Below are 23,667 nucleotides of genomic sequence, written 5' to 3'. Positions count from 1 at the left end.
ATAGGCTCCTTATCAATACTTATAAGTAAAAAAAGGAGGATGAGGAAACTGCTTACGTACCAGGTGAAGCAAGGTGATACACTTAACAGCATCGCGGCTGATTTCAGAATCAGCACGGCTGCATTACTCCAGGTTAATCCGTCACTGCAGGCAGGGCTCACCGCAGGACAGACCATCGTCATCCCCGGACTGCCGGACCCTCATACAATTCCGTATCATATCGCAGTCTCAATCGGAGCGAAGACCCTAACGCTGTTCCAAAATAATCGGGTAATAAAAACCTATCCTATCGCCGTTGGCAAAATACTTACGCAAACGCCTACAGGCGAGTTTTACATTATTAACCGCCAGCGCAATCCTGGCGGCCCATTCGGGGCTTATTGGCTAAGCCTTTCAAAGCAGCACTACGGAATACACGGAACGAATAATCCCGCTTCGATTGGCAAGGCTGTTTCTAAAGGCTGCATTCGCATGCAAAACAAAGACGTGATCGAACTTGCTTCAATTGTGCCAAACGGAACAAGAGTCTTGATTAACCGGTAATGTTTTCTTATTTGTTTCAAAAACAGGCGGTTTATAATATGATAAAGTGGGACCTTTAGGGTAAGGAGCGTTTTTATGGATATATTTAAAAATCGTAATTTTGTTCATCTATTTTTCGCAGCACTCGCTTCTCAAATGGGCACGACAGTAGGCAACATGGCTTTTGCTTTTTTCTTGCTGGACCGCTTCAGCAGCCAGCCTTCATATACGACCTTGGCGGAGCTGATGTATTCTCTTCCGACCATTTTTGTATTTCTGATCGTCGGAGTCGTCGCGGACCGGTTCGACAGAAAAAAGGTAGCAGAAAACTGTGATTGGATCAGAGCAGGCCTGACTGTCGTTCTTTTTTTCACTTTATTTACCGGCAATATTCCTCTTGTTTTTTGTATTTTATTTGTCAGAAGCGCTGTCACGAAGTTTTTCTTTCCGGCAGAAAACAGTTTGGTACAAGCCATTCTCCCGAAGGAGCATTATGCGAAAGCGGCCGGTCTTAACCAGATGCTTTTTAGCATTTTTATGGTGTTCGGAGTCGGAATTGGCGCTTTTATGTACAAGACAATCGGGATTGAAGGCGCCATTATTCTTGATTTTGTCAGCTTCATCATTTCCGGACTGCTGATCCGCAGCTGCCGGATTCCAAAAGAAGCCCGACAGCCAAACGGTGCATTCAGCTGGAGAAAGACTTCTGTTAAAGATTCAATAAATGACTTTAAAGAAGGCATTCTCTATATTTTAAAAAATAAATTGCTGGCTTCTCTTATTTTCGGCTTCTTCATTTTTGGGTTTGTCAACGGAGGATTTGCCGTATTGCCAATGTTTACAATGAAATACGGATTGGCGCCTGACCGCTATGAGTGGCATACGTCTGTATTTACGATCGCACTCGGGTTTGGGCTGCTTGCAGGAAGTGTCATCGGCACGATTATCTCTAAAAAAGTGAAGCCCCACTTTTTAATGTCGATACCGATTTTCATTGCAGGTTTGCTGATCTTCGTCCTTGGCTACACAAATATTTTATGGGTGTATTACGCGGCAGCTTTTGCACTGGGAATGTGCATCGGACCGATCAACATTGCAATCGGAGGATGGATGCCAAAAATAGTCCATCCAAAACTGATGGGACGTGTAAGCGGAATGCAGGACCCTTTTATGATGTTTGCACAGTCTTTGACACTCGGCTTAGTGGCGCTGTTATTCCCTAAGTTCGTTCCAAACATTGATTATCTTTATTACGGCATGGGTGTTATCATCCTGATCGTTTTTATTTTTTATTTTATTGCACTGCCAAAATACAGTGCTCAGGCTGTGGAAGTGAATGTTCAGGAAGCATTTCAAGAACAGCCGAAAAAGAAGGCAAGATCTGTATAATGTAGGTTAAAAATGCGATTTTTTCTCAGAAAAAATCGCATTTTTACATTCAATATTTGCATTTCAACTTTAAAAAAGTATAATCTAAACATATAGAAATTGATAAGAGCAAAGGAGAGAAATAATGGACGACCATGCATATACGAAAGATCTGCAGCCAACCGTAGAAAATCTTTCAAAAGCAGTTTACACTGTGAACCGCCATGCAAAAACCGCCCCCAACCCTAAATACCTATATCTGCTGAAAAAACGTGCTTTGCAAAAGCTCGTCAAAGAAGGTAAAGGAAAGAAAATAGGGCTTCATTTTTCAAAAAATCCAAGGTTCAGCCAACAGCAATCGGACGTGCTTATCTCAATCGGAGACTACTATTTTCACATGCCTCCAACTAAAGAAGACTTCGAACATCTTCCGCATTTAGGTACACTTAATCAATCGTACCGAAATCCTAAAGCTCAAATGTCTTTAACAAAAGCAAAAAACCTGTTGCAAGAATATGTCGGCATGAAAGAAAAGCCGCTAGTGCCTAATCGCCAGCAGCCAGCTTATCACAAACCTGTCTTTAAAAAGCTTGGCGAGAGTTACTTTTAAAATAAAAACAGCCGTGCCTCTTCCGGGCACCGGCTGTTTTTATTTATTCGATAACATACGTATCCACTTTTTTAATCAAATCACTGATTTCAGGCTTGCTGATTTGCTCATCTGCGCCTACAACTTCGCCGCGGTGGCGTAGATCATCCGTAATTAAAGATGAGAAAATCATAACCGGCACATTTGAGCTTTTCGGATTTTCCTTCAGCAGCTTTGTGAGCCTGTGTCCGTCCATTTTTGGCATTTCAATATCCGTGATGATCATATCAATCTGTTCTGATAAATCAGTTTCGTTTTCAGCAAGGTTCATAATGTAGTCATATGCCTCTTTTCCGTTTTCAAACGAAGCGATATTGTTGTAACCGGCTTCTTTTAATTCATCCTGCAAGAGTCGCATCAAAAGCGGTGAGTCCTCTACAATGATAAGCTTTTTCTCAGTTCTTCTTTCATCGAAGCCCTCGGTATGCATATTGTACGTGTCCACACCTGAATCTGATTCGATGTCATAAATAATTTTTTCATAATCAGGCAAAAAGATCATCAGGTCTTCAAGCTTAATAATTCCGGTAAGATGCCGCTCCATTCCTTGATTTAACGATGTCGGCTTTTCAATCGCTTCCCATGATACTCTGTGAATTTGAGACACAGAGCCGACATGAAAAACAATTTTCCGTTTATTAAATTCCGTTACGATATATTTCTCATCTTTTGACCCTTCAGGCTCTACTCCAAAAAACGAGAAAAGGCTGATCACTGGGAGGATTTCTCCTCTGAGTTTAATCATTCCTTCTACATGCTGATGGGAGTGAGGCACTGATGTCACCTCGACAGGCTGAATAATTTCTCTTACTTTCATGACGTTAATCCCGAAAGCATTTTCACCCACGCCAAACTTCACAATTTCCAATTCATTTGTACCAGAATCCAATAAAATTTCGTATTGTTGTAACGACAATTCAATCCCTCGCTATTCGCATTCAGTATTGTACTGTATATATCGGCGGAATTTGTAAAAAGTGAATGGCGACTCTTCAAAATCGAATTCCAAGAGCAATTAAGCCGCGTTCCTCAAAAAAGAAACTTTTTTCCTAATAACCATTGACTTTCCAACTAACAGTGATAAAATAGTCAAGGATTTTTCCAAAGAAGGGTGTAAATAATGGGTACCTTAGTAATATTTAAAGAAAACGAAATGACTGTTTTAGAAGATATCAGTGAAGAAACTTACCTGAATATGAAGAAAGAATCAGCTGACCTTCAAGAAGAGCATCCCCCGTATCTGATTTGGCACGAAGACCTTCATTTTGATTATGGCTATTAATGAAATTGGCACATATAAACAATAATAGAACATGATACAATAAAGACAATCAAATCGCTGGTTGTCTTCTTTTTTTCTGAAAAGAAAGGTATGTTTAGAAATAAGGCGCATACAATCGAAATATATCAGTTAAAAAGGTGACAAATAATCAGCTAGTGGTAAAATAGGATAAACTCATTATATTTGTTAAGGTGATGAATTATGGAACATTTGCTGAATCCGAAAGCAAGAGAGATTGAAATTTCAGGAATACGCAAATTCTCGAATCTTGTAGCCCAACACGAAGACGTCATTTCGCTTACAATCGGCCAGCCTGATTTTTTCACGCCGCATCATGTGAAAGCTGCCGCAAAAAAAGCCATTGATGAAAACGTGACGTCATATACACCGAATGCCGGCTACCTGGAGCTGAGACAAGCTGTGCAGCTTTATATGAAGAAAAAAGCGGATTTCAACTATGATGCTGAATCTGAAATTATCATCACAACAGGTGCAAGCCAAGCCATTGATGCTGCATTCCGGACGATTTTGTCTCCTGGTGATGAAGTGATTATGCCAGGGCCTATTTATCCAGGCTATGAACCTATTATCAATTTATGCGGGGCCAAGCCTGTTATTGTTGATACTACGTCACACGGCTTTAAGCTTACTGCCCGGCTGATTGAAGATGCGCTGACACCGAACACTAAGTGTGTCGTGCTTCCTTATCCGTCAAATCCTACTGGCGTGACTTTATCTGAAGAAGAGCTGAAAAGTATCGCAGCTCTTTTAAAAGGCAGAAATGTCTTCGTATTGTCTGATGAAATATACAGTGAATTAACATATGACAGACCGCATTATTCCATCGCAACCTATTTGCGGGATCAAACGATTGTCATTAACGGGTTATCAAAATCACACAGCATGACCGGTTGGAGAATTGGATTTTTATTCGCACCGAAAGACATCGCAAAGCACATTTTAAAGGTTCATCAATACAATGTGTCATGTGCCTCATCCATTTCTCAAAAAGCCGCGCTTGAAGCTGTCACAAACGGCTTTGATGATGCACTAATTATGAGAGAACAATACAAAAAACGTCTGGATTATGTATATGACCGTCTTGTTTCCATGGGAATTGACGTTGTTAAACCGTCCGGTGCGTTTTATATCTTCCCTTCTATTAAATCCTTTGGAATGACTTCATTTGATTTTAGTATGGCTCTTTTAGAAGACGCTGGCGTGGCACTCGTGCCAGGCAGCTCGTTCTCAACATATGGTGAAGGATATGTAAGGCTGTCTTTTGCATGTTCAATGGACACGCTGAGAGAAGGCTTGAATCGTTTAGAATTATTTGTATTAAAAAAACGGGAATCAATGCAGACGATAAACAACGGCGTTTAAGCCGTTGTTTTTATTTTTTTGGAAATGAAATTTTAAACGCTGTGCCTTTTTCAGGATGGCTGTCCACATGTATGACTCCCTGATGGTTTTCAATGATATTAAATGTCACCATCAATCCAAGCCCCGTACCTTTTTCTTTTGTTGTTAAAAATGGCTCTCCAATCCGGTTTAGCACTTTTTCAGGTATACCTTCCCCTTCGTCTTTGACAGTGACATGAACAGAATGCTCATCCTCGGTGATGATAATGTCTACTGTTCCCCCATCAGGCATTGATTCAACTGCATTTTTGATTAAATTAATGAATACCTGCTTTAATTGGTTTTGATCCCCATTTATATAAATACTGTCTTTTTCATAGCTGGTTCTAATAAAAATGCCATTTAAATTTGCCTGTGTTTCTAACAGGGCTGAGACCTCACCAATTAATTTTTTCAAGTTCAAATATTCTTTGACAGCATTTTGCTGAGGTTTCGCAAGCATGAGCAGTTCACTGAGTATTAATTCAATACGGCTGAGTTCAGAAAACACAATATCAAAGTAATGCTCGTTTCCTTCCATTGTCGGCTTCATCAGCTGTAAAAATCCTTTGATCGCTGTAAGCGGGTTGCGGATCTCGTGGGCGATTCCCGCCGCTAGCTGGCCTGCGATTGATAATTTTTCCGATTTCAGCATCAATTCTTCTGTTTGCTTTCTCTCTGAGATGTCCCGAAGAATGACTTGGACGGCCGCTTCACCAAAAAAGGTCGTCGGAATGCAGACCATCTCCGTATAGATGACCCTGTTCTGAAAGGTAAACCAGGATTGCTTGACAATTTCTGATTCTGTTTTTTGCTCAGCAATGTTTTGAATTCTCTCTTTTACATCTTCGTGATCACAAGGATGCAGCTGATCGTATATGTTTTTGCCAATTAAATCCTCATAGGTAGCCGCCTCAAACAGGGAAATTCCCGATTCATTCATAAACACCCATTTTCCATTGTGAATCACCGCAATGGTATCAATTGAATTTTGAATCAGCAGCTGATATCGTTCACGGCTTTTTTGCAGGATGGTTTGGAATTTTTTTCTTGAAGAGATATCGATCAGCAGCAGCAGCTCAGCCTGCTGGTTTTTGTAGACGGTCGGGGATGCTTTCACTTCTAAATGAACAGGTGAGCCATCAAGCCTTTTCCACGTCTGTTCAATCATTCCGACTTCCATTCCTTTTTGCATTCGTATAATCCTGTTTTTCACGATATCATGATATTCTTCCTCAATAAATTCATAGGACCATTTGCCAATAATAGCATCCTTGCTTTTTGCTCCCAGCATTGAAAGCATCGCGCTGTTTACATAGACGATCTTACCTTTGACACTGATGCATAGCGGACTCGGGAGATTTTCAACCAACCGTTCATAATCATCCGTTATATATGTAGTCGATTCCGGGCTTGCAGGCTCGATTTCATGTTTTTCGCAGTTTAGAGATTGATGGCCTGTTTCTTCTTCAAGAACTTTCATTTTCAAAATGATTTCCCGATCTGTCCGCTCAGCTCTTGTCGTAACAATTTCTACTGCAGCCTCCACCCACACAATCGTATGATCTTTTTTAATAAAACGAAAGGTGCACGGCATCAGATGATGTTCATTATAAAAATAGCTTTCAACTAAAAATTGGTCTTCCTCATGTAAAAACGTTTTGAGGAATGATCCGATCATCTCTCCTTGGAGATAGCCCAAATGCAGTTTGGAGTTGGCTGATATATAAATGATGCGTCCATTAGAGGCCAAGACTGCATGAATATCGGTTTTCGTTTGAAACGGTTTAACATGCTGCGTATCCTGTTCCACAGAATCCCTCCTTTGCATGATCATCGTGTTTCGACATATACAGATTGACTTTTACCTAGTATGATTCGCTAGAAAATGAGTATTCTCCTTCTATTCTTATGGTGAACGTCAATTTTTGAATAAAAGAAAGGGCACACAATCTTTTCGTTGTGCACCCTGTTTTTTATTTTTTACTGTGTTTTTTTTCGAGCTCTGCGTAGGCGTGGATAGCTCTTTTGGCAATAATTTTATTGATTTTATCATCATCCCTTACTGAGGGAACAACGACACTAAAAGCGACTTTGGGATTTTCCGATGGGTAATAACCAACAAATGTAAGATTGTATGTTTTTTTCCCCCACCAATTGCGATTCGTGCCGTAGTAAAATGTTTCCGCTGTTCCTGTTTTCCCTGATACATCTTCTGTAAACGTATTTTTAGCTGTCCCTGAGGTTGTAACGAGCTTCATTCCGGTCTTTACTTGCTGTATGTCACTTTCTGAGTTGTTAATTTTATTGAGAATGTTTGGCTTTCTTTGTTCGATGGTCTTCCCAAGGCCCTCTTTATTGCTGGGCTCATGGATACTTGTAACAATTCTTGGCTGAATGCGGTACCCACCATTAGCAATGGATGAGATGTACTGCGCCATTTGAAGGGGGGTATATGTATCGTATTGTCCAATGGCCAGGTCTAAAATTAACCCCCCCACCGCATCAGGTGTAGTTTGCATGCCGGCTGATTCCTGCGGAAGATCAATACCTGTCTTTACACCCAGGCCAAATTGGCTGTAGTAATTTCTCATCTTGTTTAAATCCTTCTGGTCAGCGGGAAGAGGTCCATGCGGCTTGTATGTAACACCGGCAATATGCATGGCGACATTAAACATGTATACGTTTGAGCTTTTTTGCAAAGCTGTTAATTCATTGATGGTTCCCATGTTCATGTAGGATTTCTTTGGTTTGTTACCGTACCCAGCCAAATAAAGAGGTGTATCCACAAAATATTTATAATGCGGAATTCCGTCCTGATAGCCGGCCAGCACGGTGGCGCCCTTCACTGCTGAGCCCATTTCATATTGGGTGGTAAATGCCCCTATCGCATAATCTTCAATTTTGTTGGTTTTTAAGTCTATCTTTTTCCCTGCCATCGATAAAATATCGCCGTTATTCGGGTCCATCATTACGGCAAAAGCTCTGTCCAGCATGTAATTTCCGCGTGCGCGGCTGTTTCTCACTTCTTCTTCAATGATCTTTTCCATCTTTGCTTGAAGCTCCATGTCAAAGGAAAGCTGAAGATCGTATCCCCTGCTGCCTTTATCAATGGTTTTTTGGCTGACGACATTTCCTTTATTGTCTTCTACGTATTCCACTTTTTCTTTATGCGAATTTAAGTAATCTTCATATTGATACTCTAAATAACTTTTTCCCACCCTGTCATTATTGGCATAGCCTCTTGTTAAATAGAAATCTTTCCGGTCGCTCAGCAGGCCCTGATCAGGTGTCGTGACGCCCCCGAAAACGGAATAAAGGGTTTTGTCATAAGGATATTTTCGTGTCCAATCGTTTACAATGTCGATTCCCGGAAGCTCTTCTAAATGCTCAGAAACAATTGAAATTTCATCATATGTTAAGTCATTTTTGGGTCTTTGCGAGGAGTTTTTCTTCTCATCAAGCAGCGCTCCGTTTTTTCCATTGCTATTGCTTTCATTTGGATTCATTGCCTTTACGATTTGAGGTTCGTAAGCATTTCCGCTTGAGAACCTTGTATATATCGCAGCCGTTTCCATTTCTTCGTCATCATGCTGAATAGCCTTCAATTCTTGATCCGGAACACGCTCTAGTTGAAGCTTGTAAGCCTGGGCTCCTTTCAGATTGCTTTCCGATTCCTTAATCAGGGCGGCGGCTTTTTTCGGATGAGCTGCGATCCAGTAATCGCGCAAATCCCTTTCCTTCAAAAATTCGGTATCAATATGAATGAAAGAAGCAAGCCTCTTCGCTGTTTTGATTTTATCTTCGGTTTTTGTGCTAGATGTTGATACATACACTATTTCTGGAACGCTCTGGTTGTCGACAGCAACTTTCTGGTTTCTGTCGTACATCTTCCCCCGAGGCGCAGGATAGTAAGCTGTTTTTGCATTTGATTTCTCAGCGTCTTCTTCATGCTGTTCGCCTTCAACAATTTGAACGACCCCGAGCTTAAAAATTAATGCAGTGAATAGAACAAAGACAGCTAGGAAAAAAAGGTTCATTCTAATTGCTCTGTTTCCTTTGCTCTTTTTCTTTGGTTCACGTCCTATTTCAGTCACTTCTGGTTACCCCTCTCAAATCATTCAATATATTTACATATACTGAGATTAATTGTAACACCTTTGTAATAGTTGTTACAGCGAAAAGGAGTAAAAAAAGCTGTCAACATAAAAACACATTAAAATATAACTAACGATTCAAAAAAAAGGAAGATATGTAACAGTACGATAAAACCATAAATGCCGCTGATTTCTTTATTCATGCGATTCAGCGGATTTACTTTACGAAAATGACAATCTTTATTTGTCAAAGGAAAGTGTTGGAGTCTTTATGACAAAAAAGCTATGTTATGATTTTTTTGTAGAAACAAACAACTCTAGGAGGTTACGAACTAATGAAGAAAGCATTTATTTTATCTGCTGCCGCTGCGGTTGGATTATTCACATTCGGAGGCGTACAGCAAGCATCTGCGAAAGAACTCTCCTGCCAGTCTGTGGTAACAGTAAAAACGGGGAACACAGTACAAAACATGTCACTTAACGATGCAGTGAAAAAACTGCATATTAACACAAATATCAAAACGTTAAACGCTGCAAACGAAAAAGAGATTAAGCAGCTTCTTCAAAAACATGCGAAGCAATCTAACATGAAGGTTCAGGATGTTCAAAAGACAGAAACGGCAAAACCGGCGCAAAAGACTACTGAAAAAGCAGCTGCTGATCAAAACACCGCTTCTAAAGCACCTGCAACTGCTGAAAAAACAAACACAACAACATCTGCACCTTCATCTGTAAGTGCATATGAGAAAAAAGTTGTTGAGCTTACAAATGCAGAAAGACAAAAACAAGGCTTAAAACCGCTTCAAATTGATGAAACGTTAAGCAAATCTGCACGCGCAAAATCTCAGGATATGAAAGACAAAAACTACTTTGATCACCAAAGCCCAACTTATGGCTCACCGTTTGATATGATGAAATCTTTCGGAATCAGCTACAAAACAGCAGGTGAAAACATTGCGAAGGGCCAAAAGACACCTGAAGAAGTAGTAAAAGCCTGGATGAACAGTGAAGGACACAGAAAAAACATTCTAAACCCTAACTTTACTCACATCGGTGTTGGCTACGTTGAGTCTGGAAGCATCTGGACACAACAATTCATCGGTAAATAATAAAAAATTTCCTGTACGATACAGGTAATCTTCAGCTTGCAGAAAAAACCATGTTTTTTCTGCAAGCTTTTTTGCTGTATTCATATTTTTGATGCAGAAATAGAAAACGCCGCCAGCCAAGCAAGGATAGGATGTGGCATCCTTCTTTACATTCTGGAACCTGATTGTAAGGGGAATTTGTTCACTCACAATCCGTTTTGTTTTTCACCTTCCATAGCAAATATGCCTTTGATAGAATTGACCTTTTCTGTAATTAAGGAAAAATTTTCAGTCTTAGCAATATAGGCTTCGTCGCAGTTTTTTGTGAGGAACAGAGAAAGACATCATTCTTTAAAGCCTTTCTTTGATTATATGATAGGGAAATAGAAACTGTCCGAGGTTTCTCGACAGCCTGAGGTACAAAGGGCGGCCTCTGTTCTATTATTTGGTTAATCTTAGCTTTCCTATTTTGTTACATTCTAATGCAAACCATACTGTTCCATCATTAGCGCATCCAATTCCATGAGGCTCAGCATGAGGTGTGTTGATTGTATATTCTTCAATTTTGTGATCACTTGTCAGCCTTCCGATTTTATTTCCTCCCCATTCGGTAAACCATAAATCGGATTTTCGCCCTGCAGCGATAGCGTGAGGACGTGCATTTGGTGTTGGAATATCATATTCAGTTATGTCACCTGAAACCGTAATCCTACCTATCTTATTACCTATGATTTCTACAAACCAAAGTGCATCATCATGCCCTTTTGTAATACCAACTGGTCCTGCTCCCGGTGTCGGAATTGGAAACTCCGTTACCTCTCCTGATTCAGTTATTTTGCCGATAGCATTATTCTGGTTTTCAGTGAACCAAAGCGAATCATCTGAACCCAATGTAATAAAAGAAGGGTATGATCCTTCATTAGGCAGTTCATATTCATAAATCTTACCCTCTGCCGTCAATTTTCCTATACGATTTCCATTCATCTCAGTAAACCAGATATCGCCGTTTGGACCTTCCGTAATCCCATACGGGGCTGAGTGTTTATGCGGTAATGGATATTCTCTAAATTGCCCTTTTTCGGTTAGTTTTCCTATCTTATTAGCTCTATTTTCTGTAAACCAGATATCACCTTTTGAAGACACCGTTAAACACATGGCCCCAGCATCAGGTGTCGGAATCGTATACGCTTGAATTTTTCCCTTCTTATCAATACAGCTTATTTTGTTAGCTTTATGTTGGGTAAACCATACTTTTCCCTCGTGTGAAATGGCTATCCCGTATGGACCAGAATCAGAATGTAAAATACTTATTTCTTGCTGTTCAAGCTCCATAACTTAATTCCCCCCTTCAATATAATCTGCAAAAAAGCCTCCTATTCTCACTGTTCTGTAATAGGAGGCAATACTTACGTTCATACCTAAATAGGCGCCGATTTCGTCATAAATAAAAACATTACACCATAATCCTATCTCATAATAAACAAAACAAATAAGCATTTCCAAGTGGTATTTTTCTGTTTTACCACCTAGAGCCCAGAAAAAGGCTGTCGAGATTATCACGACAGCCTGATGGTTGCCTGCAGGATACAGGCAGTCTTTTTATTTCACCCAAAGTTTATATATACTCTGTGTTCCGCTGTTTTCTTCACCTTGTGCAGCAAGCTTGTCATATAAGGATTTAGCTAGCGATAAGCCTGGCATTTCTTCTCCCATTAGTTCTGCTTCCTCTATCGCAATTCCCATATCTTTAATAAAATGCTTTACATAAAATCCTGGTTCAAAGTTGCCTTGCAGCATACGGGGAGCAAGATTTGACAATGACCAGCTTCCCGCTGCGCCCGTTGTGATGCTTTTCAGGACATTTTCCGGCTCTAGGCCTGATTTTTGAGCGTATGCCATTGCTTCAGCAACACCGATCATACCAGCTGCAATTGCAATCTGATTGCACATCTTGGTATGCTGTCCGCTTCCAGCCGGTCCTTGGTACTGAATATTCTCTCCCATTAAAGAGAAAATCGGCATGCAGGCTTCAAAAGCTTTTTTTTCACCACCAACCATAATCGCGAGTGTTCCGTTTTGTGCACCGACATCTCCGCCTGAAACAGGAGCGTCTAAAGCGAATAATGCTTTTTCTTTGGCCGCTTCAGCAATCTTCTTCGCAAGCGAGGGCTTAGATGTCGTCATATCAATAAGATATGCTCCTTCTTTTGCGTTTTCAATAATTCCGCTTGTTCCGAAATACACTTCTTCAACATCACTGGGATAGCCGACCATTGTAATGATAACATCCGCTTCTTTCGAAAGATCTTTGACCGTTTCTTTCCATACCGCGCCTTTTTGCAGGATGCTGTCTGCTTTTTCTTTTGTCCGGGTGTACACCAATACAGGATGGCCGTCATTGAGAATATGTGTTGCCATGCTTTTTCCCATTACTCCAAGACCGATAAAACCAATTGTTTTTTTCAAGGTCATTCCTCCCAGATGTTTCGTTTAGATTTTAGTTAAAATTTATCATTTTTCCTTCATTTTCTAGACTACCATAACTATACATCATAGAGTAGACTCTTAAATAAAAAATCCCCAAACATATCATGTTTTAGGGATTTTTTGGATTATAATGTGAATTTTGTGATTGTTTTCATAAGCTCTTGGCTTGCATGTTTTAACGTGTCTGTTGAGTGTTTGACTTTATCAAGAGTGATCAGCTGTTCATCAGTTGATGCGTTCACTTCCTCTGCTGCGGCAGCTGATTCCTGTGATATGGCTGAAATGCTTTGAATCGCTTCAGAAATCGCGAGCTGTTCTTCACTCATTCTTTGAATTTCTGCGTAAATGTGATCAATGCCTTGCACCAGTGACTGCATTTCCGAAGTTATCGTGTTTAATACCTCTCCAGTCTCGTGAATGGCACTGTTTTGTTCATCGTTCATTCTGCTTGCCTCAACCATTGCATGAGAGGCCTCTTTTGTCTCAAGCTGGATAAGCTTTACAGTCTCACTGATATGCTTTGTAGAGAGGGCTGATTGCTCAGCTAGCTTCCTCACTTCATCAGCTACAACGGCAAAACCGCGGCCGCTTTCTCCCGCTCTGGCTGCCTCAATGCTGGCATTTAAAGCAAGCAAATTGGTTTGATCAGATATGTTTGAAATCGCCGTAACGACTTCTTCAATATTCTTAGTTTGATTTTCTAAATCCAGCAGCATCGTTTCGACCTTTTTTGTTTCCATGTTGGCTTCGTTTGACTTCATCAGCAGCTGGCCGAGTGCGTCAAGTCCTTTATAGCTTGCATCCTCGGACGATTTTGAGCGTTCTTTTATTCCGCCTGCCTCCTCAGCGATTTGTCTGATTTTCATTGACAGGCTTTCTGATTTTTCATTAATGGTTTCAACTTCAGAAGCTTGTTCCGATGCCCCTGCAGCTACTTCTTCAATCGCTTTTGCAATTTGTCCGCTTGTTTCATTTGTTTCTGCAGAGACAGCCGTTAATTGCTCAGTGGTATCAGATACCTTCCCTGAAGAGATCCTCACTTGCTCAACCATTTCCTTCATATTTTCAACCATCAGATTGAAGTCCCTTGTTAAAATACCGACTTCATCCTTAGATTTTGATTCCGCGTGCACTGTTAAATCGCCTGCGGAAACGGCTTTCGTTTTAGCGATCAGCTGCTGTATCGGACCGGTTATCGTTTTGGCCAGGAAGTAGCTGAGAATAATTGTGATGATAAGCGCAATCAATGATATCCACAGATTTGCCCGATTCATTTTATCTGAAATCCACATTAATTGATCGGTATCAAATTGCGTTCCGACCTTCCAGCCCGTTTCACCAATCGTTTGATACACAACCATTTTCCCATTCACATCCTGTATCCCTTTTTTCTCGGACGCAATGGTTTTCAGTGTTTGATCCTTTGATATATTTTTCCCTTGATTTGACGGATGGGCTAAAAGATTGCCGCTCGCATCAGCTAAAAAGGCAAATCCATTGTAAGGCACCTTTTGTTTATTGACCATACTTTGGATAGCAGAGAGTTTCAAGTCATAGCTGGCAACCCCTATCACTTTTTGCCCGTCTAAGATCGCTTTCGATGCAGTAACAATCATGTCTCCTGTCACGACATCTTTATAAGGTTCCGTCCAAACAACTTGATCGGGGGCTTCAGCTGCAAGCTTATACCATGGTCTTGATGTTGGATCATAATCCTCAGCGAAACCCGCTTTTGGATATGTAAACATTTCTTTTTTTGCGGTGCCTATGTAAGCCATCGCAACATAATCATCATTATCTTTGATTTGCTTAATGTCATCGTTAAACAGCCGAGCAGCTTCTTTACTTGGTTTCGTTACAAATGCATGCGTTAATTCCCCATTAGCCAGCCTTGATAACGAAATGGCATAACTCTTTAATTGCAATTCAATATTTTGTTCAAGTGACTGCGTCACGTTTTGAGTTGTATTTTTCCCATCCTCTGTAATCATCGGTTTTAGCGTCAAATAAGAAGACAGCATTAAAAGAACAACTGTGACGATTAACATAATCGAAACAAAAACAGCAATCTTCATGTGAAGTTTTTTAAACAAACCAATCCCCTCCTAATTTCTATATCGGCCTTTTCGTTTGAAAAATGAATAATCAAAAAATAAATTATAAGAATATCGGAATATATTTACTGAAAATTCAATCTTCGTTATAATAAAACAACATAAGGAGAGTGATGATCATACTGAAACAAATATATGTGCATAACGGAAGAAAATTTGAAGCTCTAACCATCAGAAACTACAATGAGACTGACATCAAGGGGCTGATTTCTCTTCAAAGAGAATGTTTCCCTCCCCCATTTCCCCAAGAATTACTGTGGTCTGAAAGCCAGCTCGACAGTCATATCAAAACCTTTCCGGAAGGCGCTTTATGCGCGCTCATCAATGGCAGAATTATCGGTTCCATGACGGCTCTTATTGTACAATTTGAGCCTGAATCTCCTGACCATACATGGGCGCAAGCAACAGACAACGGATCCATTAAGAATCATGACCCTCATGAAAATACCTTATATGTAGTGGATATTTCTGTTTCTCCACGTTATCGAAAGCTTGGAATCGGAAAATGGCTGATGAATACGATGTATGAGCTTACTGTTGATAAAAGGCTGGAGCGCCTTCTCGGAGGCGGACGCATTCCTTTATATCATAAATACGCACACGAGATCAGCGCAGTTCAGTACGTTGAAGATGTGATGAAAGGCAGGAAAAACGACCCTGTGCTGTCCTTTCTCCTCCGTTGCGGGCGTTCACCTATTCGTGTAGTCAACAATTATTTAGAGGATACAGAATCATTGAATTACGGCGTTTTGATGGAATGGAAAAATCCTTTCTATAAAAAAGCGAGCTGTTCATCACAACAGCCCGGTTAAGTGAAATATTCGATTTTCGCATTAGGGAAATAAGCATCAATATAGGATTCAAGCGCTTCTCGAAGTGCGTGCTCTTCATCTTTCTGATATATATATTTTCCGATCCCGTAACGGCCCCATTTATAACGGCGCTTTTCCTCATCTAATTCAAGCTTCGTTTTCGGATAATTCTTCTCTATCACTCGTTTGGCCGGTTTTGTAAAACGGTGCTGAATTAATTCAAACGTAATATCATGTCTAACATCCTGCGGCAAAGCAGCATCAAGCTTTTCGAATAGATGTTTGTACCCTTCTTCCCAGCCTTCATGAATATAAATCGGTGCAACAATAAAGCCTAGCGGGTATCCTGCTTTTGCAACTTTAACAGCCGCTTCTATCCGCTTATCAAGAGGTGAGGTTCCCGGCTCAAAGTTTTTAATGACATAGTCGGCATTAATGCTGAACCTGAATCTCGTTTTCCCGTTATGCTTTGCATCTAATAGGTGATCGACATGATGAAATTTCGTTACAAATCTAAGCTTTCCGAGATCACTTTGACCAAAATGTTCAATGGCGCGCTTCAGCGTGTGTGTCAGATGATCAATTCCTACGATATCTGAGGTACATGAGGCTTCGAACCTTGTGAACTCTGGCGCGCGCTCTTTCATATACTTATCCGCCTGGTCCAAAATCTCTTCGACATTTACATATGTTCTGATATACGGCTTTGATCCCATGGTTGTTTGCAGGTAGCAGTAATGACAGTGCCCCATGCAGCCTGTTGCAAACGGGATGGCATATTCGGCTGAGGGTTTGGATGAATCAAACTTTAATGTTTTCCGAACACCGATAACTAAAGTTGATTTCGCATTGCGATATTGCTGAAGATGATTTTTCCCAGGAATATTACGCACCTGATTGTGGGATGTCGTTTCTCTGATTTCAATGCCCATTTTCTCAAACTTATCTTGTAATTCTTGAGCCAGCGGATATTCCAGCGCTCTTGGTTCTATATACACAAGCTGCGGAACAAATGGGTTCTGCATGATGCCACATCCTTTTCCTTTACTACTGTTACTTTTCTCACCAGACGGAAAGGATATGAGTTGTAATGATTTCCTTGTTACTCATACGGATCAATATCAAATAATTCTTTGTAAAGTGATTTAGCTTCTTCATAGCTTGCAAACACAGCGTCGTCCTCTGCAAACGGATGATAGGTTTCATAAATAAACAGAGATAGCTCACCTTCATGGTATGGGTGGTGCACAATTTCGGCTTCCTTGATGTGAGCAACATTGGCGGCGTGCGGATTTCTGTAGATCACGTAAACAGTATCTCCTGCATTAAATTGGTTTGACATACTATCCCTCCTAGCCATGTTATTGTGTCCTTCTATACCCTTACTTATGAAAAAAACCAGACAGGCCGAAGGCCGTCTGGTTTTTGTACATTATTTGAAAGTTTCTTTTACGAACGCGACAACTTCTTCTGTCGTGCTCATAGATAAGATTTTCTCTTTGAATGACTCAGCTTCTTGTTTAGACAATTTGCTGATTTGTGTTCTTGCCGGAAGGATAGACGTTGCGCTCATTGAGAACTCATCTAAGCCTAAGCCGAGAAGGATCGGAATCGCAATCTCGTCTCCTGCCATTTCTCCGCACATGCCAACCCATTTTCCTTCTTTATGTGCCGCTTCAATTACAAGTGTAATCAGGCGAAGGATTGCCGGGTTGTATGGCTGATACAGGTAAGATACACGTTCATTCATACGGTCAGCTGCCATTGTGTATTGGATCAAATCGTTTGTTCCGATACTGAAGAAATCAACCTCTTTAGCAAACTGATCAGCGATGACTGCAGTTGACGGAATTTCAACCATCATACCGACTTCAATATCATCAGATACAGCCTGTCCCGCTTTTACGAGCTTTTCTTTCTCTTCAAGAAGGATCGCTTTTGCTTCTTTGAATTCGTTAACTGTCGCAATCATAGGGAACATGATTTTCAAGTTTCCGTATGTACTTGCACGAAGCAGCGCGCGAAGCTGTGTTCTGAAGATTTCTTGCTCTTCCAGGCAAAGGCGAATCGCTCTGTATCCCAAGAACGGGTTCATTTCTTTAGGAAGCTGCAGGTAAGGAAGCTCTTTGTCTCCGCCGATATCAAGTGTCCGCACGACAACTGATTTTCCTTCCATACGCTCAAGAACCGTTTTGTAAGCATCAAACTGCTCATCTTCTGTAGGCAGCTGATCTCTTCCCATGTAAAGGAATTCTGTACGGTAAAGGCCAACTGCTTCGCCGCCGTTTTCAAGAACGCCTTTTACATCATCAGGAGTACCGATGTTCGCTGCGAGCTCTACATGATGTCCGTCTTTTGAGACAGTCGGTTCATTGACAAGCTTCGCCCACTCAGCCTTTTGAGCCAAATAAGCATTATGTTTTTCTTCATACTCTTTTACAGTTTCAGCAGATGGGTCAATAATGACATCACCATTGATACCGTCAACGATAACAGTCACGCCGTTTTGGATCGTGCCTGTAGCCGCTTTCGTTCCAACAACTGCTGGAATCTCAAGAGAACGCGCCATGATGGCGGAGTGAGATGTGCGTCCGCCAATATCAGTTGTGAATCCTTTTACGAACTCACGGTTTAATTGAGCTGTGTCAGACGGTGTTAAGTCTTCAGCTACAATAATAACCTCTTCTGAGATCATGCTTGGGTTTGGAATTTCGACGCCAAGCAGGTGGCCAGTTACGCGTTTTGTTACATCGCGGATATCTGCCGCACGCTCTTTCATATATTCGTTGTCCATAGATTCAAACATGGTAACGAACATAGAAGACGTTTCTTTTAAAGCGAATTCAGCGTTCACTGAATCAGTGCTGATTTTTTCTTTCACAGGGTTCAGAAGCTCAGGGTCACTGAGAACTAAAAGGTGAGCAGAAAAAATATCAGCTTTATCCTGACCCAGTTCCTTCAAAGCGTGCTCTTTGATTTTTTCGAGCTCTTCTTTTGAACGTGCAATCGCTTCATCAAAACGGCTTACTTCCGCTTCAGAATCAGAGATGCTTTTCTTTTCAACCGTTAAATCTGGCTCTTCAAGCCGGTACGCTTTTGCAATCGCGATGCCGGCTGAAGCGCCAATCCCTTTTAACTCTTGCATTACTCGCCGAGTCCTTCGCTTTTCATTGTTTCTTCTAAAGCGTTAAGAGCATCGTTTTCGTCAGCTCCACTAGCAGAGATTGTGATCTCAGCGCCTTTAGCGATACCTAGAGACATAACACCCATAATAGATTTAAGGTTAACTGTTTTGCCGTTATATTCTAAATTAACGTCAGCGTCGTATTTGCTAGCAGTTTGTACAAGAACTGTCGCAGGACGAGCGTGGATTCCAGAATCTGCAGTTACTTTAAATGTTTTTTGTGCCATTTTTATCATTCTCCTTTTAACTTAAAGCTATATTACTTCACAATATTATATCATACAACCGTACTTGTCATCTGACAAGCACGGCGTACTAACACCCTTATTTTTCAATCTTCACAATTTCTTCTTGTTCTCTGCTGACTGAACCGCTTGCTGTAATGCTGACTGTTTCTCCGTCAGCAAGGTTTGTAAATACAATCGGTGTCATAAGAGATGGTACATTCGGTTTGACTGCGTCCAGATCAACTTCAAGAAGTTTTTGTCCAGGCTCAACGCGGTCTCCTTCTGATACGAAAGACGTAAATCCTTCGCCCTTCAGGCTGACAGTATCAATACCAAAGTGGATCAAAATTTCTCTTCCGCCGTCTGATTGCAGGCCGATCGCATGTTTTGTCGGGAACACATTTAGAATTTTTCCTCGAACCGGTGATACGACAATTCCTTCAGAAGGGAGAATCGCAAAACCGTCACCCATCATTTTTCCTGAGAAGACTTGGTCAGGAACATCTGTAATCGGGTGAATTTCCCCGGCAATCGGAGAAACGAACACTTCCTCGCCGATTTCATTTTGCAGCGGTTCTGCAATCACTTCCTCCACCTGCTGGCCTACTTCCTCTTGAGCAGATGTTTTCGGTTCAGGTCTAGGCTTGCGTCCCGCAATAATGTCTTGCATTTGTGTTTTTAACCCGTCAGAACGCGGTCCGAAAATAGCCTGAATATTGTTACCGACTTCCAGCACTCCAGAAGCACCAAGCTGTTTCAGACGGTCTTTATCAACCTTTTTCTGATCGTTTACAGTCACACGGAGACGAGTGATACAAGCATCAAGGTGTTTGATGTTTTCCTGGTCACCCATTGCCTGCAGGATCTCATAAGGAAGATCTCCTGCTTCACCTGTTTTCCCAGTTGCTGCTGTTTCTTCCGTAGCATCCTCACGTCCAGGTGTTTTCAGATTGAATTTGCGGATGGCAAATCGGAATCCGAAGTAGTAAATGACCGCTAACCCTAAGCCGACAGGAATGACAAGCCACCATGCCGTCCGGTTCGGTAAAATACCGAATAGGAAGTAGTCAATTAAACCGCCGGAGAATGTCATACCAATCTTAACATTCAACAGCTGCATGACCATGAATGAAAGCCCCGCAAACACACAGTGAATCGCAAACAGGACTGGTGCAACGAATAAGAATGAAAATTCCAATGGCTCTGTAATCCCTGTTAAGAAGGATGTCAAGGCTGCTGAACCCATAATACCTGCAACGAGTTTTTTGTTTTGCGGTTTTGCTTCATGATAAATGGCAAGCGCCGCAGCAGGCAGACCGAACATCATAAACGGATATTTACCTGTCATGAACGTACCTGCTGTTAACTGTACGCCGTCTTTAATCTGCGCCATAAAGATACGCTGATCCCCGCGGATGATTTCTCCTGCTGCACTCTTATAGCTGAAGAATTCGTACCAGAACGGCGAATAGAAAATATGGTGCAAACCGAATGGAATAAGCGAACGTTCAATCACCCCGAATATAAACGCAGCAAGGGTTGGATTCGCTTCCACTAATCCTGTTGAAAAGGCATTCAATCCATGCTGGATCGGAGGCCAGATCACTAACATAATAAGACCCAGAATCAGTGCAGAAATTGACGTAACAATTGGAACGAAACGTTTACCCGCAAAGAAACCAAGGTATTGCGGAAGTTCAATTGTGTAAAATTTGTTAAACAATAGTGCAGCTAACACACCGACGATAATACCGCCGAACACACCTGTCGCCAAGGTAGGTATACCAAGCATGTTTACATATGCAGGATGGTTTTCCGTGAAGAACTTGGCTCTTTCAATTGAATCGGAAGGAATGGTTCCGTTTGCAAGAAGAACCGCACTCATGGATACGTTCATTACCAGATAACCGATAATCGCCGCGATCCCTGCAACTCCATCACCGTTGGCAAGCCCGATGGCTACACCGACTGCGAATAGAAGCGGAAGGTTATCGAAAACAATTTGCCCAGCGCTTTCCATAACACTCGCTACGAGCTGAACATTGTCATTGCTTAAGAAATGCAGGACTTGAATCATGTCCTTATTTTGCATCGCATTCCCAATCGCAAGCAAAATACCCGCAGCCGGAAGGATCGCAACTGGAAGCATAAGCGCACGCCCAATTTTTTGAAGAACGCCGAATAATGCTTTAAACATAAGAATTGACCTCCTCTTTTTACTAGTCTGACCTTACAGCTAAAAATCATGACAACGAATTCACAGGCGTAAGTCTTCCAGTTTAACCGTTTACATTTGCCCTTTTACACAACAAAAAGGGCATGAGCAAAATTGGGTGCGCAAAAGAACGAGAATAACTTCCCGTTTTTTTCCCCTCAATCACTCATGCCTGATCGGATCAGTAACACGTTATAAGGTTAAACTGAATTTATGAAATTTTATTGGTTAATCGGTACAGATGAAGCGTTAGGTAAACCGCTTCCGCCTCATGAACTGGTTTCTTCAATGTTTGCTGCAAGATTTTAATCAATTTCCAAGCTGTATTGTAGCATAGCGGATATTCATTTTTCAATAAGAACATTAATTTTTCTGGTTCTTTAGTCGGTTCTTCTTTTTTAATTCTTTCTATTGTAAATCTGATATGCCTGATCAGCCGCAAATAGTTGACACTTTCCTTATTTACTTTCATTTGAAATGAGTCTTCAATCACTTCGACAAGCTGCGCCATGAGCTGCGAGTGCTGATTGACCTCAGACAACGGGCGGTTTGTCAGCGCTGAATGGATATGCAGAGCGATAAAACCAATCTCCCCTTCAGGAAGGCAGATTCCCGCTTTTTCATTGATCATCTCTATGACTTCTTTAGCTATTTGGTACTCCTCAGGGTATAGTGACTGAGTCTCCATTAAAAATGGATTCTTCATATCAAATCCCTGCTGCTGCCTTTTGATCGCAAATGCGATATGGTCTGTCAGCGCAATATGAATATGTTCATTTAATGAGTGATTAGTCCTATTGCTGATGTGATAGATGACATCGTTCGAAATATCAACGAGCTTTTCATCAACATAGTCAAGGAGCTTTTTAAACTGCTTTTGTTCCTTCTCGTCTTTTAAAATGAACATTTTATCGTAGCCTTTATCTTCAATGACATCATCTTGTTTTTTTCCGAAACCAATACCTTTTCCGATTAAAACGACTTCGCTGTATTTATGATGAGAAGCAATTAATACATTATTATTCAGTACCTTTTTCACTGTGAAGGACCCATTCACGATCCTCAGCTCCTTTGTCATTCAATACCTCATATCGTACATAACGAACGGAATGCACGTCAAACCTTTTTTCGTTGCTTTCACTAAACAGTCGATCTTTCGATGAGTTGGTAATCCAAAACCTTCCTTTCAATCGGCTGCCCTTGAATTCTTTTTTCCAGCATGGCAAATGCCTGTTTTCCCATTTCCTTTGTTTGAATATCGATCGTTGTGATTCCAAGCGCTTGGCTGATTTCGTGGTTATCAACACTTAAGATCGCAAGCTCATCCGGTACTGATACCCGCTGATTCTTTGCTTCAAGAAAAAGTCCTGCTGAAACTTGGTCATTGGCAACAAAAATAGCCGTCGGCTTTTCCTTCCACGTTTTCCATTTATGAAAAAGCGCCTTCCCATCATTGATTGTAATCGCTTTCTCAACTACCCAGTCTTCACAAAATGCCTCCCCGATCTCTTCCAATGCTTCTTTATAGGCTTTGATTCGAAAATGGCTGTTCATGCCTTTTTTTCTTGCCAAACAGATCGCTATTTTTTTGTGCCCTTTGGCAATTAAATAGTCCAAGCCGTTCCGGAATGCTTCTTGGTGTGGAATGCTGATGGTTGGGAAACGGCCAATATCTGAATTCTGGCATAGCAATATCGGGCCCTTCCATTCCATGAGTTTCTCATCAGCAAGTGCCTTTGAACAAAAAATCAGGCCGTCAACCTGTCGCTGTTTTAATTGAGACAGCGCAAAGATTTCTTTTTGGACCTCATAGTTTGTTTGAAATAAAGAGAGGTGAATCCCGGATTCCACGGCTGCGTCAGCTATTCCTGCAATCAGCTCTGCAAAATATGGCAGGCTAACCGTCGGCAAGACAACACCAATCATGTTTGAAAATCCTTTCGACAAATGGACAGCGTGAATATTTCTCGTGTACTCCAATGCCTCCATCGCTTCAAGCACTCTTTTTCTTTTGTCTTCACTAACGTACGGATGATTGTTTATCACCCGGGAAACCGTTGTAACGGAGACACCGGCTTTTTCTGCAATGTCTTTAATATTAGCCATAGATTCCCTTCTTTCTAAATCCCTTGATCTGGAATGCGTTTCATATAATATGATAGGAACGTACCAGACATATTTTATGTTTTTTGCTGAAAGGAGAAGATCACATGGGTTTTTT

20 protein-coding genes are annotated in these 23,667 nt (G+C 41.2%); 7 read left to right on the top strand and 13 right to left on the bottom strand.

From position 1 onward, the window contains the following. Positions 1-48: 48 nt before the first annotated feature. From MY9_RS07785 to MY9_RS07775, 3 genes are all read left to right on the top strand, one after another. A complete protein-coding gene (locus MY9_RS07785) occupies positions 49-543 on the top strand; it encodes a L,D-transpeptidase family protein (protein WP_080478328.1) in 495 nt (164 codons plus the stop codon). A gap of 75 nt (positions 544-618) precedes the next feature. Continuing rightward, on the top strand, positions 619-1,911 hold the full coding sequence (locus MY9_RS07780) for an MFS transporter (protein WP_014663786.1): 1,293 nt from the start codon (positions 619-621) through the stop codon (positions 1,909-1,911). 124 nt (positions 1,912-2,035) lie between these two features. After that, positions 2,036-2,500 carry a YkyB family protein gene (locus tag MY9_RS07775; RefSeq protein WP_014663785.1) on the top strand — a complete coding sequence of 155 codons (465 nt, stop codon included), beginning with the start codon at positions 2,036-2,038 and terminating at the stop codon, positions 2,498-2,500. Positions 2,501-2,543: 43 nt separating this feature from the next. Here the strand turns inward: MY9_RS07775 and cheV are convergent, their stop codons facing one another. Further along, positions 2,544-3,455: a chemotaxis protein CheV gene (gene cheV / locus MY9_RS07770; protein ID WP_014663784.1), complete on the bottom strand. Its 912-nt coding sequence runs from the start codon at positions 3,453-3,455 to the stop codon at positions 2,544-2,546. Positions 3,456-3,659: 204 nt separating this feature from the next. Here cheV and MY9_RS07765 point away from each other — a divergent pair, with 204 nt between their 5' ends. Next, positions 3,660-3,821: a hypothetical protein gene (locus MY9_RS07765; protein ID WP_003245246.1), complete on the top strand. Its 162-nt coding sequence runs from the start codon at positions 3,660-3,662 to the stop codon at positions 3,819-3,821. Positions 3,822-4,022: 201 nt separating this feature from the next. Next, on the top strand, positions 4,023-5,204 hold the full coding sequence (locus tag MY9_RS07760) for an aminotransferase A (protein ID WP_014663783.1): 1,182 nt from the start codon (positions 4,023-4,025) through the stop codon (positions 5,202-5,204). A gap of 10 nt (positions 5,205-5,214) precedes the next feature. Here MY9_RS07760 and kinA read toward each other — a convergent pair whose 3' ends face one another. Then, on the bottom strand, positions 5,215-7,035 hold the full coding sequence (kinA, locus tag MY9_RS07755) for a sporulation histidine kinase KinA (RefSeq protein ID WP_014663782.1): 1,821 nt from the start codon (positions 7,033-7,035) through the stop codon (positions 5,215-5,217). 163 nt (positions 7,036-7,198) lie between these two features. Next, positions 7,199-9,319: a peptidoglycan D,D-transpeptidase FtsI family protein gene (locus MY9_RS07750; RefSeq protein WP_014663781.1), complete on the bottom strand. Its 2,121-nt coding sequence runs from the start codon at positions 9,317-9,319 to the stop codon at positions 7,199-7,201. A gap of 335 nt (positions 9,320-9,654) precedes the next feature. On the opposite strand from MY9_RS07750, the gene MY9_RS07745 reads away from it, so the two are divergent. Further along, positions 9,655-10,428, top strand: a complete 774-nt coding sequence (locus MY9_RS07745) for a CAP domain-containing protein (protein WP_014663779.1) — start codon at positions 9,655-9,657, stop codon at positions 10,426-10,428. A gap of 420 nt (positions 10,429-10,848) precedes the next feature. On the opposite strand, the gene MY9_RS07740 is transcribed toward MY9_RS07745, so the two are convergent. From MY9_RS07740 to mcpC, 3 genes are all read right to left on the bottom strand, one after another. Beyond that, positions 10,849-11,739: a Vgb family protein gene (locus tag MY9_RS07740; protein WP_014663778.1), complete on the bottom strand. Its 891-nt coding sequence runs from the start codon at positions 11,737-11,739 to the stop codon at positions 10,849-10,851. A gap of 267 nt (positions 11,740-12,006) precedes the next feature. After that, positions 12,007-12,873 carry an NAD(P)-dependent oxidoreductase gene (locus MY9_RS07735; protein WP_041521320.1) on the bottom strand — a complete coding sequence of 289 codons (867 nt, stop codon included), beginning with the start codon at positions 12,871-12,873 and terminating at the stop codon, positions 12,007-12,009. Between the two features lie 146 nt (positions 12,874-13,019). Then, positions 13,020-14,987: a methyl-accepting chemotaxis protein McpC gene (gene mcpC, locus MY9_RS07730; RefSeq protein ID WP_014663776.1), complete on the bottom strand. Its 1,968-nt coding sequence runs from the start codon at positions 14,985-14,987 to the stop codon at positions 13,020-13,022. A 134-nt stretch (positions 14,988-15,121) separates the two neighbouring features. Between mcpC and MY9_RS07725 the strand changes: the two genes are divergently transcribed. Beyond that, on the top strand, positions 15,122-15,820 hold the full coding sequence (locus tag MY9_RS07725) for a GNAT family N-acetyltransferase (RefSeq protein ID WP_014663775.1): 699 nt from the start codon (positions 15,122-15,124) through the stop codon (positions 15,818-15,820). Here the strand turns inward: MY9_RS07725 and splB are convergent. The 7 genes from splB to MY9_RS07690 form a co-directional block, all read right to left on the bottom strand. Continuing rightward, positions 15,817-16,845 (bottom strand): spore photoproduct lyase, encoded by a 1,029-nt coding sequence (gene splB / locus MY9_RS07720; RefSeq protein ID WP_014663774.1) that lies wholly within the window; start codon positions 16,843-16,845, stop codon positions 15,817-15,819. The two genes, MY9_RS07725 and splB, sit on opposite strands and share 4 nt — an antisense overlap. Before the next feature lie 77 nt (positions 16,846-16,922). After that, positions 16,923-17,162, bottom strand: a complete 240-nt coding sequence (gene splA, locus MY9_RS07715; RefSeq protein WP_003218644.1) for a splAB operon transcriptional regulator SplA — start codon at positions 17,160-17,162, stop codon at positions 16,923-16,925. A gap of 90 nt (positions 17,163-17,252) precedes the next feature. Beyond that, positions 17,253-18,965 (bottom strand): phosphoenolpyruvate--protein phosphotransferase, encoded by a 1,713-nt coding sequence (gene ptsP / locus MY9_RS07710; RefSeq protein WP_014663773.1) that lies wholly within the window; start codon positions 18,963-18,965, stop codon positions 17,253-17,255. Further along, a complete protein-coding gene (locus MY9_RS07705; protein ID WP_003154654.1) occupies positions 18,965-19,231 on the bottom strand; it encodes a phosphocarrier protein HPr in 267 nt (88 codons plus the stop codon). Before MY9_RS07705 ends, ptsP begins: the two co-directional genes overlap by 1 nt. Positions 19,232-19,328: 97 nt before the next feature. Beyond that, positions 19,329-21,428, bottom strand: a complete 2,100-nt coding sequence (gene ptsG / locus MY9_RS07700) for a PTS glucose transporter subunit IIABC (RefSeq protein WP_014663772.1) — start codon at positions 21,426-21,428, stop codon at positions 19,329-19,331. 229 nt (positions 21,429-21,657) lie between these two features. Continuing rightward, entirely contained in the window at positions 21,658-22,524 is an 867-nt protein-coding gene (gene glcT, locus MY9_RS07695; protein ID WP_014663771.1) for a glucose PTS transporter transcription antiterminator GlcT, read from the bottom strand. 62 nt (positions 22,525-22,586) lie between these two features. After that, the gene (locus tag MY9_RS07690) at positions 22,587-23,552 is read right to left on the bottom strand and encodes a LacI family DNA-binding transcriptional regulator (protein WP_014663770.1); all 966 of its coding nucleotides are present in this window, start codon (positions 23,550-23,552) and stop codon (positions 22,587-22,589) included. Positions 23,553-23,667 lie beyond the last annotated feature (115 nt).

The sequence above is a fragment of the Bacillus sp. JS genome (genome assembly GCF_000259365.1).
GTDB classification, from domain to species: Bacteria; Bacillota; Bacilli; order Bacillales; family Bacillaceae; genus Bacillus; species Bacillus stercoris.
Note: the sequence above shows the minus strand (reverse complement) of the source record. Positions and strands in the feature narration are given on the sequence as shown.